This is a genomic window from Kitasatospora sp. NPDC087271, from assembly GCF_044744605.1.
Taxonomy (GTDB): domain Bacteria; phylum Actinomycetota; class Actinomycetes; order Streptomycetales; family Streptomycetaceae; genus Kitasatospora.
Map to the genome: position 1 here is coordinate 551,237 of NZ_JBIUYQ010000001.1, position 17,157 is coordinate 568,393.

Sequence of the window (17,157 nt, forward strand, 5' to 3'; positions counted from 1 at the left end):
GTGGACGAGGACCGGGAACTGGGCGCCGCGGCACTGCTCCGCGTGGCCGGCATGCCCTTGGCAGCGTGGGCGGCGGCGGGCAACCCGGAGCTGTTCGCACAGGTCGCCGACCACGCCCGACGGGACGAACGGCGGGCGGAGCACGCCCGCCGACTGGCCGAGCAGCTGGGCATCGTGGTCGTGCCGCACCCCGCCCTCACCGCCGCCGACCGCCGCGCCGTGCTGGCCGTGCGCCGTCGGCTGCACTCCGGCGCCGCACCGGGCCCGGCCGACTGCGGGCTGCTGGGGCGGCTGCCCGCCGCCGGCGGCCTCGTCGCGGACGCCGCACGGCTGTCCGGCGAGGCCGAGGCGGCGGCCGTCGCCCTGCGGCGGCTGGAGGCCGCGGTGGCGGCCGAGCGCGAGCGCGTGGGCGCCCTGGGCTGGTCCCTGGTGTGCGCGTCGCCCGTCATGCGGGCCTTCCTGGACGAGGTGGAGCCCGGAGCGGCCGCAGACGTGGCCGGCCGGCTGGCCGCGGGCGAGTCCTGGAGCGGGAAGCGGCTGCGCAAGCGGACGGCGTACGTGTGGCGGGCGCTCGGCCGGGCCGCGGCGAAGACCACCCCGCGCGGCTGGGTCGGCCAGGTCACCCTGCTGCCGGTCACCCCGACGGGCGCGAACGGCGGCGGGAACGATGACGGGAACGGCGGCCGGGCCGACGGCACCCTGCTGCGGCTCGTCCCGCCGGGCACGACCCTCGGCGAGGTGGCGGCCCAGGCCGTGGAGAACGTCCACGGGGTGCGGGCCCGGCTCGGCGCCCTGGACCTGCGGGCGGCGGACCCGGCCACGGTGCTGGCCCTGGCTCCGCTGCACTTCCCCCAGCCGGCGGGCACCGCACCGGGCGCCGGCGTCCTGCGCTGCTGGGTGACCGACCCGCACGACCGGGGCCGGTTGCGGCAGGTCGACCTGCGGCGCTCCCTCCCCCTGGATCACGTGCTGGCTCAACTGGCCGGCGGCCCTCGCCCGTTGGGCGACCTCGAAGCGGCTCTGCTGGGCACGGCGACGACCGTCGCAGCGGCGGCCGGGGCGGCGGCTTCCGCTCCCGCGGTGCTGCGCGGCTTCCTCGCGCACCTGCTCGGACTCGGCGTGCTCCAGGCCTGCGCGGCCCCGCGCCGCCGCACCACGGGCTGGCTCGCCGCCGAGGACGTCCGCGCGCGCGGCACCCTTCCGCAACCGGCGCCTCCTCCGACACCTGCACCGAGCGCCGATTCCGCCGCACCCGCGCCCATACCCGCACCCGCACCCGCGTCGGCGCTCCGCACCACCGGCTCCGCCGCCCCCGCCGACGACTCCCGGCCGTGGTTCACCGACTCCTACCGCACCATAGCCTCGGCCGTCTCCGGAGCGGCCGCCCGCCAGGTGCAGCAGGGCCTCGGCACCGCCGCCCGCGTGGCGTGGCTGCGGGAGGCCGACCGGCTCGCGGGGCCGGACCCGCACCGGCTGCCGGCCGAGCTCGCGGAGCTCACCGAACGGCCGTGCCCGCTCGGCGAGATCCTCGCGCGCCACCTGCCCGACGGCAGCTGCCCGCCGCCGCCTCAGCCCCCGCGCCGGTACGCGGGCTGGCACCCCGCCGAGACCTCCGGGTCCGGCTACGCCGGGCTGCTGGCCCACCTGTCCGCCCGGGCCGGCAGCGGACCGGTGGACCTGGACGACGACCTGCTGGACACCCTCGGGGCACCCCCGGCCGCGACCGCGCTGCCGCCCTGGCCCCTGGACTGCCTGCTGCGTCCGCTGCCGGGCCCCGGTCCGGTCGCGGTGCTGGAGACCGCCTCACCGGCGGGCGTGCTGGACGCCCGGTTCGCCGACGCGCTCCACACCCTGCACGGCGGCTACGACAACCTGCGGAGCTACCGGGCCTTCCTCGCCTCCGTCGAGCGGCTGTCCGGGGCCCGCTTCGTCGAACTGCTGGTGCCGCCGCTGGCCGGACGCGCCGCCAACGCCGTACGGCGGCCGGTCATCACCGGCTGGTGGACGGGCGATCCCGATCCCCTGCCGTACCAGGGAGCGGACGGCCTGACGGCCCGCTACCTGCCGCTGGAGCGCATCACCCTGCGACGGGTCGGCCCGCGGATCATCGCCGAGGCCGACGGGTGCCGGCTGCTGCCCGTCCACCACGCCACCCGTACACCCCTGCCCCCGTACGACGTCCTGGTCCGGCTGCTGCTGGCCGCCGGCCACCCGGCGGGCTCGCGCCTGATCCGCCTGGACGGCCTGGCCGAGGCGTTCCCCGACACGGACCGGCTGCCCCGGGTGACCGTCGGCGGCGGCGCCCTGGTCATCAGCCCCGCGGTCTGGCGCGTGCCGGCGGCCCAGCTGTGGCGGCCCGGCGACGGCGACCTGACCAAGGTGCGCGCCCTCGCCGCCCTCGGGCGCTCCGCCGGACTGCCGCGCTTCGCGTTCGTCCGGGCCGTACCCCAGCCGAAACCGGTGCCCGTGGACTTCGCGGCGCTGACCTCGGTCGCCCTGCTGGAGCGGATCTGCGCGCGCCACCCCGGTGCGGACCTGCTGGTCGAGGAGATGCTCCCCGACCCCGGCGGCCTGCTGCTCCACGACCCCGTGCACGGCGGTGCCGCCGTCGCCGCCCAACTGCTGCTCAGACTTCCGTTCGACCAGGGCGCCGAGGAACTCGCGGAGCCCGCCGCCGCCGCACTGCGCGGCGAACCCGACGTCCCCGGTGCGCCCGCCCCCCGCGGGCGGGCCACCGGGGCGGTCTCCACCCATCACCGCTCCTGAAGGAGGACAACCATGCCCGACATCACGGCGCTCACCGACCTCGACGCCCTCATCGGCGACCTGGACGCGCGCATCACCGAGACCACCCTGCCGACCCCCGAGGCCAGCAGCGGCGGCTGCAGCGGCGTCTGCACCGTCCTGATCTGCGACACGGTGCTGCTCTGTAGCGGCCTGTTCTGCTGATCTCCCGTCGGGCCGTCCGAGGGCACGCCCTCGGACGGCCACCCGGACAGCGGCCCCTGACGGCCGCCACCACCGGCACTCCGCCCGGCCCCTCCAGGCCGGGCGGAGTGCCGACCCGTCGTTCCCGAGGAGCCACCGTGCCGCAGTACACCGCGAACGCCGAGAACACCGACACCGCCGTCACCGGACTCGCCGTCCGGCTCCTCGACGCCTGGTCCGCCCGGCCCCGCGAGAGCCCGGCGGTCGCCGAGCACCCCTCCGATCCGGGCGTCCCCGTCCTGGCCGCCCTGCTGCACACCACCGGAGGGCCGGAGGGCGAACGGTCCGCGGCCCGTGCCGTGGCGGTGTGGGCCCGCACCGCCGGCCAGGGGCCGGGCCACTGCGGGCTGTACGACGGCGGACTGGCCGGAACGCTGGCGGGCCTGCGGCTGGGAGCCCGGGTGCTCCCGGGGCTGGATCCGGTCGCCGACCGGCTCCGCGACCACCTGGTCCGCACCGCGCCGGCTCTCACCTGGCGCTGCGAACAGGTCGCCTTCCCGGACTACGACCTCATCGTCGGCCCCTCCGGCACCCTGCTCGCCCTGAGCACGGGCACCCGCCCGACACCGGCCCAACTCGGCCCGTACGCCGACCACCTGGCCCGGCTGTGCGACGCCGACGAGCTGCCCCGGCTGCGGACGGGGCAGTACGCCGGCCACCCGCACCTGGGCTGGCTCGACGGACGGATCAACACCGGCACGGGCCACGGCGCCGCAGGAGTCGTCGCCGCACTCACCGCAGCCGTACGCCATCTCGGACCGCACCCCGACCTGACCCCCGCCCTGCGCCGCGCGACCGGGTGGCTGATGCGGCAGTCCTTCGACGACGCCCGCTCCATCCGCACCTGGGACGGCGCCGGGCTCGACGGCCCGCCGCCCGCCGGAGCGCGCGCCCGCCAGGCCTGGTGCTACGGCACCCCCGGAGTGTCCTGGGCGCTGTGGGACGCGGCCGACGCGACGGGCGACCGGGAGACGGCCGACTGGGCCGCAGCGGCCTTCAGCACGCTCGCCGAACGGTACGACGAGCGGTTCCACCTCTTCGGCGACCGCGCGAGCGACCTGCTGGCCCTGTGCCACGGCGCCTCGGGCGTGCTGGCGGTGGCCGACGCCTTCGCCCACCACGCCGGCCTGCCCGCCGCGGCCGCGCTGAAGGCCCGTCTGCTCGCCCACCTCAGGGCCCGCCTGCCCGAGGTGGAGGCCCTGGGCGCGGAGGGGATGGGCCTGCTCGGGGGCGCGGCCGGCCCGCTGTGCGCCCTGCTCACCGCGGGCCACGGCGCCTCACGGGCCTGGCTGCCCTGTCTCGGTCTGCGCTGAGCCGCCGACGCCCGTTGTCGGACCCGAGCCTTTTGTCGGACCCGCCCTACGCCTCCCGGAGGTGGGCCAGGACGGCGAGGACGCGGCGGTTGCCTTCGGTGGGATCGAGGTCGAGCTTCATGAAGATGTTGCCGCAGTGCTTGACCACCGAGGCCTCGGTGATGGTGAGCCGGGTGGCGATGGCCTGGTTGTTGAGGCCCTCGGCCATGAGGGCGAGGACTTCGCGTTCGCGGGGGGTCAGGCGGGTGAGGGGGCGGTCGGCGGACTGCTGGCGCAGCAGGACGCGGACCACGTCGGGGTCGATGACGGTCTCGCCGGCGGCGACCCGGCGCAGGGCGTCGAGGAAGTCGGCGACGTCGCCGACGCGGTCCTTCAGGAGGTAGCCGAGGCCGGCGGGTTGGGCGCCGGCGGCGGCGAGCAGGCGCGTGGCGTACGGGGTGGCGACGTACTGGGAGAGCACCAGGACGGGCAGGCCCGGGTGGCGTTCGCGCAGGTCGAGGGCGGCGCGCAGGCCCTCGTCGGAGAAGTCGGGCGGCATCCGGACGTCGGTGATGACGGCGTCGGGCCGTTCGGTGTCGACGGCGGCGGCGAGGGCGCGGGCGTCGCCGACGGCGGCGGTCACCCGGTGGCCGCCGAGGGTGAGGAGTTCGACGAGTCCGGCGCGCAGCAGGACGGCATCCTCGGCGATCACGATCCGGAGCACGGGACCTCCAGCCGCAGCGTGGTAGGGCCGCCCGTCGGGCTGGTCACCATGAGCCGTCCTTTCAGGAGTGCCACCCGGTCGGCGAGTCCGCGCAGTCCGGCCCCGGCGGCCGGGTCCGCCCCGCCGTGGCCGTCGTCGGTCACCTGGAGCACCAGCCGGCCGTCGGCGATGCGCCCGCTGACGGTGATCGCGGCGGCGCCGCTGTGCTTGGCGGCGTTGGTGAGCGCTTCGGTGACGGTGAAGTAGGCGGTGGTCTCGACGGGGGCGGGCAGCCGGCCGGGGAGGTCGAAGTCGGACCGGACCGGGATGGGGTGGCGCAGCGCGACCTCGGCGACGGCGGCGGCGAGGCCGTGGTCGGTGAGCACCTGGGGGTGAATGCCGCGGACCAGGCCGCGCAGTTGTTCCAGGGCCTGCCGGGCTTCGCCGCGGGCCCGGGCGACCAGGGCGGTGGCCCGGTCGCCGGACCGGGCGCTGCCGTCGCGCAGCGCGTAGTCGGCGAGGCCGAGGGTCATGCTGAGCGCGACGAGCTGCTGTTGGGCGCCGTCGTGCAGGTCGCGTTCGATGCGGCGGCGTTCGGCTTCGAAGGCGTCGGCGAGCCGGGCCCGGGAGCGGGTGAGTTCGAGGACCTGTCGGCCGGTGTCCTCCTCGCGGGGCCCGAGCAGGAGGCGGGCGAGGGCCACCTGGGCGGCGGTCAGCAGGGCCCCGGCGTAGGCGCAGAGGAGGAGCCCGGCGAGCCCGGCGGCGCTGAACGGCAGGGCGGCGAGCGGCCCGGACACCGCCCTGCCGGGAATGATCATGACGGTTTCGGGAGCCAGCGCCCAGACGATCACCGGGGAGGCGACCAGGGCGCCGGAGAACAGCAGCGCGGCGCTGAAGCCGAGCGTGGCGGCGGCGAGGGCCGTGGCGGTGAGCGCGGTGTGGGCCAGTTCGCGCCAGGTGGCGCGCTCGCGCAGGCGGGTCCGCAGCCGGGCGCGGCGGCCGGCACCGGGCAGCGGGCGGTGCGGGTCGGGCAGCGGTGCCGGCTCGACCAGCCGCAGCCGTCGGCGTTCGAGGGCGGCGGCGGGGATGCCCGCGAGGGCCAGGGCGAGGAGGACCGGCAGTCCGACCCCGACCACGGACAGGCCCAGACCGAGCACCAGCAGCACCGTCAGGGCGGCCAGCAGCAGAGGGCCGAGCAGCGCGCCGCCGAGCAGGTAGGCCCAGCAGCGCGGCACCCACGGGGTGACGGGGAAGCGCAGCGGGTGGGCTCGCAGCGCGGCCCAGACGGCCGTCGGCTGCTGCTCCCCCTCGTTCACCCGGCCACTCTAACGAACCCTCTGACCAGGCCTCGGGGCGTCAGTCGTGGAGGCGGCGGAGCCGGCCGGGCGGAGTGCGGGCCGGGGGCGGGTCAGGGCGACGGCGGCGATCACCAGGACGCCGCCGGCCAGGGCGTTCCAGCCGACGGGCTCGGCGAGGAAGGCCGCGCCGAGGGCCGTGGACCACAGCGGCATGACGTAGGTGACGGCGGAGGCCACCGCGGTGCCGGCCGTGCGGACCAGCCCGAGGTTGAGCAGGTACGCGAGGCCGGTGCCGACCGCGCCCAGCACCAGCAGGGCGCCAGCCGCGCCCGCCCCCGGCCAGTGCGGGGCACCCGCGGCGAACGGCGCGACGGCGGCCAGCTCGGCGGTGGCGCAGGCGATCTGGACGGCTGAGAGGGTGACCACCGACTCCGGCCGGCCGGAGAGGAAACGGCGCAGGTAGGTGAAGCCCGCACCGTAGCAGCAGGCGGCGGCCAGGCAGGCGAGGCCGCCGGCGGCCTCGCCTGAGCCGATGCCGCGCCAGACCCCGAGCACGGTGAGCACGCCGACGAAGCCGAGGGCGAGTCCGGAGAGCCGACGGGCGCCGGGGCGGCGCTCCTCGGTGACGATGAGGACGGCGAACAGCAGGGTGAACAGCGGGGTGGTCGCGTTCATCACCCCGGCGAGGACGGAGCTGACCCGGGTCTCGCCGAACGAGAACAGCGTGAACGGCACGGTGTTGAGGAGCACCGCGACCACGGCGGAGTGCCCCCAGAGCGCGCGGTCGCGGGGGACGCGCTCGCGGCGCAGCACGAGGATCGCCCACAGGGTGACCGCCCCGAGGGCGCAGCGCCACAGCGCCACCCACAGCGGCGGCACCCCCGCCTCCACCGCCACCTTGATCAGCGCGAAGCTCGCGCCCCAGATCGCCGACAGCGCCACGAAGCCCGGCAACCAGCGCCGCACCCGGATCACCTCCACCTTCGTCCCGTTGGTTCCGTGTCGGGTTCCGTCCCGGTCCCGCCCAGGGTCCAGTCTCGGGTCCCGCCTCGGGTCCCGTCTGGACAGAGGGTGGCCCGGTGGCAGAGCATGAGTCCAACAAGTGGCAGTGCCGGATGGATGAGGAAGTCTCATGGCCCCGGAGGTCAACCTGGCCCAGCTGAGGGCCCTGGTCGCGGTCGCCGACACCGGCGGGTTCGGCGCGGCCGCCGACGAACTGGGCATCAGCCAGTCCGCCGTCTCGCACGCCGTCGCCGCGCTGGAGCGGACCCTCGGCGCGCCCGTCCTGCTGCGCGGCACCCCGGCCCGGCCCACTCCCCTGGGCGAGCAGATCCTCCCGCACGCCCGCACCGCCGTGGCCTCCGCCGCCGCCGTGCGCGCCATCGCCACCCGGCACTCCGGCGGCCCCGTCGGGACCGTGCGGCTCGCCGCGCCGACGACCGTCTGCCAGGCGCTGCTGCCCGGGCTGCTCCGGGACTGGAAGGCCGCCTACCCGCAGGTCACCGTCCGGGTCTTCGAGGGCGAGGACGACGAGCTCGCCACCTGGCTGGAGGCGGGCACCGTCGACGCCGCCGTCCTGGTCGACGCCGGGCCGCTCCCGCCCGGGGCGGTCGCGCTCGGGGCCGACTCCATGCACGCGCTGCTGCGCCGCGACCACCCCCTCGCCGGGCAGGAGGCCATCCATGTCGCCGACCTGGAGGACGACGACTTCCTGCTCTCCGAGGGCGGCTGCGAACGCCACATCCGCGAGGCCTTCCGCCGGGCCGGCACCCGCTTCACTCCCCGGCACCGCATCCGCGACCTCAACACGCTCATCGGCATGGTGCACGCGGGCATCGGGGTCTCGGTGATGCCCGCGCTGGCGCTGACCATGCTCCCGGCCGACTGCGTGCTCGTCCCGATCCGGCCGGCCGTCCACCGCACGCTCACGCTCACCGGGCCGACCAGCCGGCCGTGGTCGCCGGCGGTCGGCGGGCTGCTGGCGGCGGTGGGCGCCGCGCAGGGGGCGGTGGGTGCCACACAGGGAGCCGGTGACGCCGCGCAGGGAACGGGGGCAGGGGTCCGCGTGGCGGCGCGCGCCTGACGGGGAGCCCGTCCGGCGCCCGGTCCACCGCCGGCGCCGGGCCCCGGCTTGACCATTTCGGGGTTGACCACCCTTCCCCGACAGGTCTATACCAGTGACAGCCTTCGGCAACTACCCCCTGCCGGAGGCCCGTTCGGTCTGCGCGCCACCCCCACCTCCGGCGTGAGCAGCCCCTCCCCCACTGCCGTCCCGCCTGGAAAGGCCCTCGATGGAACGCGCACTTCCCCCACACCCCGCCCCCCGGAACCCGCGCCGCCGCCCGCGCCGGGTCGCCGCCGCCGTGGCCGGGGTGCTCGGCCTGGTCGCCGGCGGCGTCGCCGCGCTCGCGAACACCGGCTCCGCCGCCGCCGACACCACGACCGGCCTCGGCAGCAACTGGTACGCCTCGGCGCCCTATCTGATGCCCGAGGACAACAGCCCGCCGGACGCCGCGGCGGTGATGGACGCCACCGGGCAGAAGGCCTTCCAACTGGCGTTCATCCTGGCCCAGGGCACCAGTTGTTCGCCGTCCTGGGGCGGCACCTCCTCGATCGACACCGACACCACCATGCCCGGCGTCATCCAGACCATCCGCGGCAAGGGCGGGGACGTCTCGGTGTCGGTCGGCGGGTACGGCGGCACCAAGCTCGGCCAGGTCTGCGGCACACCGGAGGCGACCGCCGCCGGGTACCAGAAGGTGATCACCAAGTACCAGTTGAAGGCGATCGACTTCGACCTGGAGGAGCCGGAGTACGAGAACACCGCGGCGATCCACAACGAGGTCGGCGCCGCCCGGATCCTCCAGCAGAACAACCCCGGCCTCTACATCTCGATCACCACCGCCGGGACCAACGCGGGGACGGGCTGGTTCGGCACGCAGATGCTGAACGAGGCCAAGTCGCAGGGCTTCACGCCGAACAACTACTCGATCATGCCGTTCGACGGCGGGTTCAACGGCGCCGCCGCGCAGACCGACGCGCTGGTGAAGTTCAACCAGATCCTCCAGACCACCTTCGGCTGGTCCGAGGCGACGGCCTACGCCCACGAGGGCGTGTCGATGATGAACGGCCGCACCGACGCCGCCGAGTACTTCCGGCAGGCGGACTTCCAGGCCGTGCTGGACTTCGCCACCGCGCACGACCTGGCCCGGTACACCTACTGGTCGGTCAACCGGGACCGGCAGTGCACGGGCCCGGTGGACCCGGGGCTGTCCGGCTCCTGCTCCAGCGTGGCGCAGAACGACTGGGACTTCACCAAGTACACCGTGAAGTTCGCCGGGGCGACGCCCCCCACCACGCCGCCGACCACCCCGCCCACCACCCCGCCGACGACTCCCCCGACCACCCCCGGGGCCTGCACCGACCCGGCGTGGAGCGCGAGCACCACGTACACCAGCGGCAGCAAGGTCTCGTACGGCGGCCACAAGTACCACGCCAAGTGGTGGACGCTGAACGAGGTGCCGAGCGCCAGCGGCCAGTGGGGCGTCTGGGGCGACGACGGTCCCTGCTGACACGGGCCGACGGGCTGACGGGCCGACGCCCGGGGCCCGGGGATCTGCGCACCCCGGGCCCCGGGCAGGCCAGTTCGCGGCCGCGGTCAGTTCGCGGCCGCGAACCGCTCCCGCAGGTCGGCCAGCACCTGCGCCGCCTCCGGGAGGCCGGCGGCCTCGCAGCGGGCGATGCCCGCGGTCAGCCGGGCGACGGCCGCCCCGGTACGGCCGAGGTCGGCGCCCTCGATCAGCGCGGCCAGCCGGACCGCCTCGGCCCTGGACGTCCCGGCCCGCTCGTCGCCGCCCTCGTAGACCGCGATCGCCCGCTCGACCTCGGCCAGCGCCTCCTCGTGGCGCTCTGCCATGGCCAGGCAGCGCGCCCGCTCGTAGTGCGAACCGCCGCGCAGGTACCAGGGGTTGTACTCCTGACCGGCCTGCCCGGCGTGCTCCCCGGCGGCGTCCGCCTCGGCCAGCCGGGCCAGCGCCGACGCCAGCCCCTCCGGGCCCTCGGCGTGCATCGTCAGCCGGGCGAACTCGCGTAGCGTAGCGGCCAGTTGGTCCACCTGGGGGGCCTGGGCGTGGGCCGCGAGGGCGCGGTCGAGGGCGGCCTTCGCGGCCTCCCAGCGGTCCGCCCGGGCCAGCGCCAGCGCGGCCTCGCAGGCGACCATGGTGTGGGTGTCCTGCTCCTCCCAGCCGGCGACGGCGTCGGCCAGCCGCAGGTACTCCTCGGCGGCGTCCCGGTGCTCGTCCAGTTCGGTGAGGCCCCGGGCGAGGTCCAGCCGGGCCTGCGCGAGCATCCGCACGTCCAGCTCCGGCGCGGCGGCGTCCAGCAGCACCGACTCCAGCACCGCGACGGCGTCGGCCGTGCGGTCGGCGGCGCGCAGCACGTCGGCCAGCTGGAGGCGGGCCCGGGCGGCGTCCTCGGCCGCCTCCCGGCCCTTGCGGTCGAAGCGCGCGGCCGCCTCGGTGAGCGCCCGGACCGCGCCGCCGCGGTCGCCGGCCCCCATGGCCGCGTGGCCGAGCATCAGGTAGGTGGGCGCGTGCGGGTAGGAGTCGTCGCCCCAGCGGGCGGCCTCGGCGAGCGCCCGGTGGAACACCTCGACGGCCTCGGCGGACTCGCCGCCCTGCAGCAGCACCTGGCCCAGCAGGCCGAGCACCCGCGGGGTGTGCCAGGGCAGTTCGGCCGCGTCCAACTCGCCGAGCACCTCGCGCAGTTCGGTGGTGGCCTCGGCCAGCCGGCCCTGCCGGGCGGCCGCGTCGGCCAGGTACTGGCGGGAGGTGGCGGCGCGGCGGGCGGAGCCCAGCTCCACGGCGGTGCGGTGGTAGCCGCCGGCCGCCGCCTCGAAGCGCTCGACGGCCTCGGCGGGCGGCTCGGGCAGCGCCTCGACCAGGTCGTGGTGGGCGGCGTAGGCGCGGACCTGCCACACGATCAGGTGGTCGTCGTCGGCCATCGCGCCGGCGGACCGCAGCTCCTCGGCCCGGCGCAGCACCTCGTCGAGCGCCGGCCAGTCGGCCACCGCGCCCTCGACTTCGCCGAGTTCCACGATCAGCGCGCGGGCCCGGACCATCAGGGCCTGGCCGGGCAGCCCGGCCTGCTCGAACAGGTCGGCGGCGGCCAGCAGCCCGGCCCGGCCATCGGCGTGCTCGTCCCGCTCCAGCGCCTGGTGGGCCCGCTGCTCGGCGAGTTCGGCGCGCAGCCGCCCGGGGCTGCCGACCGCGGTGCCCTCGGGGTGGGCGAAGCCGTCGGCGGCGGCGCGTTCGGCGATCCGCCGCCAGAGCCGGTCGGCGTCCGGGTGCCCGACGAGCTCCAGCTCGCGGGCCCGGACCACCAAGGCGGTGAAGTCCTCCGGCTCCGGCTCGACGGCCCGACGCGGTGCGGGCGCGAGCGCCGGGGCGGCGGCCAGCTCGGGCGCGGCGGCGGCGCGCACGCCGAGGGCCAGCGGCTCGGCCAGCAGCGGCTCGCGGGCCAGCCGGGCGCGCCGGTCGGCGCCGACCGCGTCGGTGCCGTTGCGGGCGTCGAAGCGGGCGGCGAGCGCGTCGGCCTCGGCGCGCACGTGGGCGAGCAGGGTGTCCGCCGTCCAGGAGGTGCCGGGCGGGCCGCTGACGGCGAGCCCGCCGTGGCCGCCCCGGGCCAGGACGGCGAGCAGCACCTCGACGCCGGTGAGGAAGGACAGCAGCCCCGACGGCTCGCCGGCCACCGCGAACAGGTCGCGGTTCTCGGCGAGCAGTTCCAGGCCGCGCGGCTCGTTGCCGGACAGCGCGCAGAACTCGACATGGCGGCCGACGGCGTGCGCCATCGAGGCCTTGCCGCGCGCGGCGCGGTAGCCGGTCAGGTGGCTGGAGCGGGCGTCGTCCAGACGGCCCCGGCGCAGCAGCGGGAGCAGGGCGGCGGCCTGGCTGAGGGCGGGCTCCTGCTCGCAGCTGCTCCGGCCGTCGAGGACCGGCTGCAGGACCTCCAGCGCCCGGGCGTCGTCGCCTGCGTCCGCGAAGTGCTCGGCGCGCGCCCGGGTCTCGCAGGCGTGGCAGTCGCTCAGCTCGGAGCGCGGGCGGGCCGTCCACAGCTCGTAGGCGTCCTGGCGGCCGGTACCGGTCTGCGCGGCCAGGTGGTAGCGCTGGGCGTAGTACGGCTGGAGGTCGAAGCCGGCCGCCCGGTAGCGGTCGCGCAGTTCGGTGTGCCAGCGCCGCAGGGCCGGCAGCGGTACGTCCGGGTTGCCCAGGAGCGCGCCGGCCACCCACTTGAACCGCCAGAACACCTGCTGGCGGGCCCACTCGCCGAAGCCGTCCGGGTCGGCGTCCCACAGCTTGAGGAGGCGGGCGAAGACGACCGGGCTCTTGCTGCGCTCGCCGTCGTACTCGTACGCCTCCATCAGCTCCAGCAGGGCCATCGAGCGCGCCCCGGTGTCGTCGAACTGCTCCGCGGCGTCGACGAGTTCCTCGGCCGCGACGGTCCGCTGGCGGCCGTACGGGCGGGCGTCGTTCTCGCGCAGCGCGGCCATCACCGCGTCGGGGGTGTCCAGCATCAGGCCTCCTTCGGGTCGGTGCGGTCCGGGCCGGCCGACTCGTGGCCGAGCATGGCGTGGTCGAGCAGGCTGATGAACGAGCGGTTGAGCAGGGCGCTCTCGCTCGCCTTGAGCGGGCGGCGGGTCATCAGCACGGCCTGCCCGTACAGCGCCTCGACGGCGGTGACGGCCAGCTCGCGGTTGGTGACCGTCGCGGCGCGGCGCACCAGCGGGTTGAGGTGGTTGAGCACCAGTTGGGCGCGGGGCGCCTCGGCGCGCAGCGAGCCCAGGATGTCCGCCCACAGGCCGTCGGCCTCCTCGGCGAGCTGGGCGCGGCTGCGCTCGTGCCGGGCCTCCCGGTTGTCCAGCAGCAGCGCGGGCGCGTTGGTCGGGTGGAAGCTGCGCAGGGCGACGTCGCAGTCGAAGCGGCCGACCACCTCGCGGGCGACGGCGAGGAAGGCGTTCGCGGCGAGCTCGGCGGCCGGGTCGACGGTGTCCAGGTGCGCGGTGACGGTGCCCGGGTCGAGGTCGGAGACCGAGACGCCGGGGCGGATCTCGGGCAGCCGGTGCACCAGGTCGCGGTCGTAGGTGTAGCCGCCGTTGACCACGCCGAGGCCGGCGGCGCCGGCGATCGGGGCGACCTGGCGGAACTCCTCGACCGTGCGGGTCACCAGCACCACCGGGTGGCTGCGGGTGAACTCGTCCAGGGTGACGTTGCCGTCGGTGGTCTCGAACGGCAGCCACGGCAGCATCATCCGCAGCAACTCGTCGTCGTAACGGGCGAGTTCCTTGACGGCCAGGTGGTGCACGGACAGGAAGCGGTGCAGCAGCGCCGGATCGCTCGCGGACAGGCCGGTCAGCCAGTCGCGGATCCGGACGCCCAGCGCGTCGCGGACGGCGGCCAGCGTCTCGTCCGCGTACAGGCCCTCGCGGGAGGCGGTCGGGCGCAGGCCGTCGGTGTCCACCACGCAGCGGACGAAGAACGCCCAGTCCGGCAGCAGTTCGGCGGACTGGTCGGACAGCAGCATGCCCTTGAGGTGCACCCGGTGGCCCGAACGGCGGGACGGCGGGGCCGCGTCCGGCAGCACGTAGGCGACGCCGCGCAGGCCGACCAGCGGCAGGTCCAGGTCGATGGTGTCGAGCGGGGTGAAGTCGAAGGCGGCACGGCAGTACTCGGTCAGCGCGTCGCGCCGGGCCAGCGGCGAGCCGTGCCGCTCGGCCCACGGCGGGGTGCGGTTCACCCGGTGCTCGGTGCCGTTCGCGTCCACCACCGTGACGTCGTGGCGCAGCAGGCTGCCGAAGTCCCGGGCCAGCGCGAGGACACGGCCCGACCGCGTCCACTCGACGGCGTCGGCGCGGGGGACCAGCGTCACGGTGGTGCCCGGCTCCGGCTTGGCCGCGGCGGGCAGGGTGCGGATCGTGTAGCGGCCGTCGGAGCCGCCGCGCCACTCGATCACCGGCGCGTCCGGGGTGGCGGCGGAGCGGGTCACCACGGTGATCTCGTCGGCGACCACGAAGCAGGCCAGCAGGCCGATGCCGAACTGGCCGATGAAGTCGCCGCGGGCCTGGGCCAGCCCGGCGCCGTCCAGCCGGCCGTCGGCGTCGCGCTTCGAGCTGCGGCCGATGGTGGCGAGGAAGGTGTGGACGTCCGCCTCGGTCAGGCCGACGCCGGTGTCGGTGACGCTCAGCTCGTCGTCGGCGCGCACGACGATCCGGGCCGGTGCCTGCGGATCGAGGGCGCGGCGGGCGGAGATCGCGTCCACCGCGTTCTGCAGCAGCTCGCGCAGGTACACCCGCGGGCTGGAGTAGAGGTGGTGGGAGAGCAGGTCCACCAGGCCGCGCAGGTCCACCTGGAAGGTGTGCGCGCTCGCCGCGTTGTCGGGCGTCGGGTTCTCGGATGGGGACACCGGGGGCTCTTTCGATCGCGGGGCGGGTGACGGAGGTTCTGGGGGGCCGGGGCGTCAGTACGCGCAGCGGTCCCGGTGGGAGGCGAACGCCTTGAGCGGATCACCGGACAGGAAGTGCCAGGGCGACTCGGTGACGGCGCCGTCCAAGGCCTCGAACAGCAGGCGCGCGGTCTTGCGCTGGCCGGCCAGCGAGAAGGCCATCGCGAAGGCGTTGAAGGAACCCTGCCAGCCGCGGACCGGCGTGAAGTCCGGGTGCAGCACGGAGCGGAAGGCCGCCTCCTGCAAGTCGGCCACCACCTCCGCGCTGGCCAGGTAGGCGCGGTCCTCACCGTCCGGGAGGTCCAGCCAGCGCTCCAGGTGCGCCAGCACGACCAGCTCGCCGAGCTGGCTGCCCTCCGGCGCCGCGAGCATCGAGGACCGGGCGAAGGCGTGCATCTCCTCGTGCGAGCCGCCCCACTTGGCGCACAGCTGCTGGAGGCGCTGGCGGTGCGAGGCCGGATGCCCGGGAGCACGGCGCACGGCGGCCTCGAAGCGGCAGGTCGCGACCTCCGCCGGGAGCGAGGCGCCGCGGGCGCTGATCTGCAGGAAGTACCAGGGGGCGAGCCAGGACGGCTCGCGCTCGGCGACCTCCAGCAGCTGCTCCTCGGCGACGTCCAGCCGCTCGTGGAACACCTTCCACTGCTTCTCGGACACGTGCTTCGCCCGGGCGCCCGTCCGGGCCTCCCAGGCCCAGGTGACGTGCCGGGCACCGGACAGCAGCAGCGCCGACGTGTCCTCGGGCCGGTCGGCGAGGGCCCGGGCCGTCCACTCCTCGACCCGGGGCACCTCGGCGATCGCACCGACCCGCCCGGTCAGGTCGGCGCCGTCCCCGACGGCGGCCAGCGCGGGGCCCAGGGCCGCCCAGTCACCGGCGGCGGCTTGGCCGAGCATCAGGCGCAGCGACTCGTCCCCGAGCGCCGGATCCAGCCGCGGCGCCGCAACGGCCGCCACGGGCGCGGACCCGACGGCCCGTCGCACCCTCCCGCGCCAGCCCGCCCCGCTCTGCGCGGCCTCCTCGCCGGAGCGGCGTCGGAACAGCGGCATGTGTGGCCCCCTCGAACATCATCGGCATCTTTCGCATGGCCGCACGACGGCCACCCCAGATGAGTAGATATCACGGCCGACCGACATCCGTTTCCCCAGCCCAGGGGCGGTCCCGGTCCGGCACGCGCGGGGACCGCCCCGCGGCCCGCCGAGCGGGGCGAACGGCCGGGGCCGACGGCCGGGGTGAGGGCACGTCGAACGGGGTGAGGGCACGTCGAGGGCGGCGGCGCCGTCCGGTCCGACGCCGTCCGGTCCGGCGCCGAGCGCAAACGGCCCCGGCGCCTCCTCGGCCCGGGGCTTCGCTTCGCTTCGCGTACGCGGCGGCCGTCAGGCCAGTCCGAGCCCGGCGTCCGGGGTCTTGCCCGCCTGGGCCTGCTCGATCCGCTTGACCAGCATCGCCCCGAACCGCCGGGCGGCAGCCACGTCGGCCGGCCCGCCCTCGGTGGTCACGCTGGCGACGACGGTGCCCGAGCGCAGCACGATGCCGATGCCCTCACCCTCGCCCAGCTGGCCCTGGAAGACCTGGCTCTCGCTGCCCAGCACCGGGGAGTCGACCTTGCGGAACGGCCCGGCTCCGTAGGAGGCGTAGGACTCCTTGAGCTTGCCCTTGGCGGCGTCGCGGTTCGGCAGCGTCTCGACGATGAAGCGGGCGACCAGATCCCCCGAGGAGAACCGGACGGAGCCGCTGAGCGGCTTGCCGGTGCACGGCACCGACGCGGTGCAGGTGGTGGTGTGGTCGATGGTGTCGACCTTGCGCTTCTCCTCCTCCCAGCCCGCCATCGCCTTCGCGTCCGGCAGCACCTGCCCGACGAGCTTGTCGTCCAGCAGCACCGCCTCCAGGTCCGCCCCGGGCGTCGCCGCACCGGTCGGCGGAGCGGAGGCCCCGGTGCCGCCGCCTCCGGTCGCCGGCGCCGAGGCCGCGGCCGCACCCGAGGCCGCACCCGCCCCCGTCGCGGCAGCAGACGCGGACGCGGACGCCGACGCGGAGACCGAAGCCCCTGCACCGCTCTCACCGCCCGCCGGACCCGTCGCGCTCGCCGCCCCCGCCGCGCCCTTGGCCGCGTCCGAGCCCGCCGGGGAACTCCCCGTAGAACCCGACGAGCACCCGGCCAGCACCCCCATCAACGCCCCGGCCGCCACTGCGGCAGCCACCCTCCGACCAGCCATCCCCATCCCCATCGCCCGCTCCCTCCGGATGTCCGTGACCCATCAAGATAGCCGCCGCCCCCGGCCCACCCGCGTCCGGGTGCACCCGGGCCGATCAAGGACGGAGCCGGGGCGTGAACGGCGGCGGGGCGGCGACCGTACTGGTCACCGCCCCGCCGCCGGGACTGCC

Annotated in this window: 12 protein-coding genes; 5 read left to right on the plus strand and 7 right to left on the minus strand. The window is 76.3% G+C overall.

All coding sequences use genetic code 11. The annotated features are described in order from the left end of the window. The 3 genes from ACIO9K_RS02325 (at nucleotide 1) to ACIO9K_RS02335 (ending at nucleotide 4,301) form a co-directional block, all read left to right on the plus strand. Nucleotides 1-2,766, plus strand: a complete 2,766-nt coding sequence (locus ACIO9K_RS02325) for a lantibiotic dehydratase (protein ID WP_400326255.1) — start codon at nucleotides 1-3, stop codon at nucleotides 2,764-2,766. 12 nt (nucleotides 2,767-2,778) lie between these two features. Then, on the plus strand, nucleotides 2,779-2,949 hold the full coding sequence (locus ACIO9K_RS02330; protein WP_350883108.1) for a hypothetical protein: 171 nt from the start codon (nucleotides 2,779-2,781) through the stop codon (nucleotides 2,947-2,949). A 137-nt stretch (nucleotides 2,950-3,086) separates the two neighbouring features. Then, a complete protein-coding gene (locus tag ACIO9K_RS02335) occupies nucleotides 3,087-4,301 on the plus strand; it encodes a lanthionine synthetase LanC family protein (protein WP_400326259.1) in 1,215 nt (404 codons plus the stop codon). A gap of 46 nt (nucleotides 4,302-4,347) precedes the next feature. Here ACIO9K_RS02335 and ACIO9K_RS02340 read toward each other — a convergent pair whose 3' ends face one another. The 3 genes from ACIO9K_RS02340 to ACIO9K_RS02350 are packed head-to-tail and all read right to left on the minus strand — an operon-like array spanning nucleotide 4,348 to nucleotide 7,247. Then, nucleotides 4,348-5,004 (minus strand): response regulator transcription factor, encoded by a 657-nt coding sequence (locus ACIO9K_RS02340; RefSeq protein ID WP_363588301.1) that lies wholly within the window; start codon nucleotides 5,002-5,004, stop codon nucleotides 4,348-4,350. Continuing rightward, entirely contained in the window at nucleotides 4,989-6,299 is a 1,311-nt protein-coding gene (locus ACIO9K_RS02345) for a sensor domain-containing protein (protein ID WP_400326263.1), read from the minus strand. Before ACIO9K_RS02345 ends, ACIO9K_RS02340 begins: the two co-directional genes overlap by 16 nt. Nucleotides 6,300-6,308: 9 nt before the next feature. Then, nucleotides 6,309-7,247, minus strand: a complete 939-nt coding sequence (locus ACIO9K_RS02350; protein WP_400326266.1) for a DMT family transporter — start codon at nucleotides 7,245-7,247, stop codon at nucleotides 6,309-6,311. 166 nt (nucleotides 7,248-7,413) lie between these two features. Between ACIO9K_RS02350 and ACIO9K_RS02355 the strand changes: the two genes are divergently transcribed. Continuing rightward, the gene (locus ACIO9K_RS02355) at nucleotides 7,414-8,364 is read left to right on the plus strand and encodes a LysR family transcriptional regulator (protein ID WP_400326269.1); all 951 of its coding nucleotides are present in this window, start codon (nucleotides 7,414-7,416) and stop codon (nucleotides 8,362-8,364) included. 208 nt (nucleotides 8,365-8,572) lie between these two features. Beyond that, nucleotides 8,573-9,853, plus strand: a complete 1,281-nt coding sequence (locus ACIO9K_RS02360) for a carbohydrate-binding protein (protein ID WP_400326272.1) — start codon at nucleotides 8,573-8,575, stop codon at nucleotides 9,851-9,853. Nucleotides 9,854-9,939: 86 nt separating this feature from the next. Here ACIO9K_RS02360 and ACIO9K_RS02365 read toward each other — a convergent pair whose 3' ends face one another. From ACIO9K_RS02365 to ACIO9K_RS02380, 4 genes are all read right to left on the minus strand, one after another. Next, entirely contained in the window at nucleotides 9,940-12,852 is a 2,913-nt protein-coding gene (locus ACIO9K_RS02365; protein WP_400326275.1) for a hypothetical protein, read from the minus strand. Beyond that, complete coding sequence (locus tag ACIO9K_RS02370; RefSeq protein WP_400326278.1) at nucleotides 12,852-14,738, minus strand: HSP90 family protein; 1,887 nt, start codon at nucleotides 14,736-14,738, stop codon at nucleotides 12,852-12,854. Before ACIO9K_RS02370 ends, ACIO9K_RS02365 begins: the two co-directional genes overlap by 1 nt. A 54-nt stretch (nucleotides 14,739-14,792) precedes the next feature. Beyond that, nucleotides 14,793-15,821 carry a hypothetical protein gene (locus ACIO9K_RS02375; RefSeq protein WP_363588315.1) on the minus strand — a complete coding sequence of 343 codons (1,029 nt, stop codon included), beginning with the start codon at nucleotides 15,819-15,821 and terminating at the stop codon, nucleotides 14,793-14,795. A gap of 327 nt (nucleotides 15,822-16,148) precedes the next feature. Next, a complete protein-coding gene (locus ACIO9K_RS02380) occupies nucleotides 16,149-16,652 on the minus strand; it encodes a hypothetical protein (protein WP_400326281.1) in 504 nt (167 codons plus the stop codon). Nucleotides 16,653-17,157: the final 505 nt, after the last annotated feature.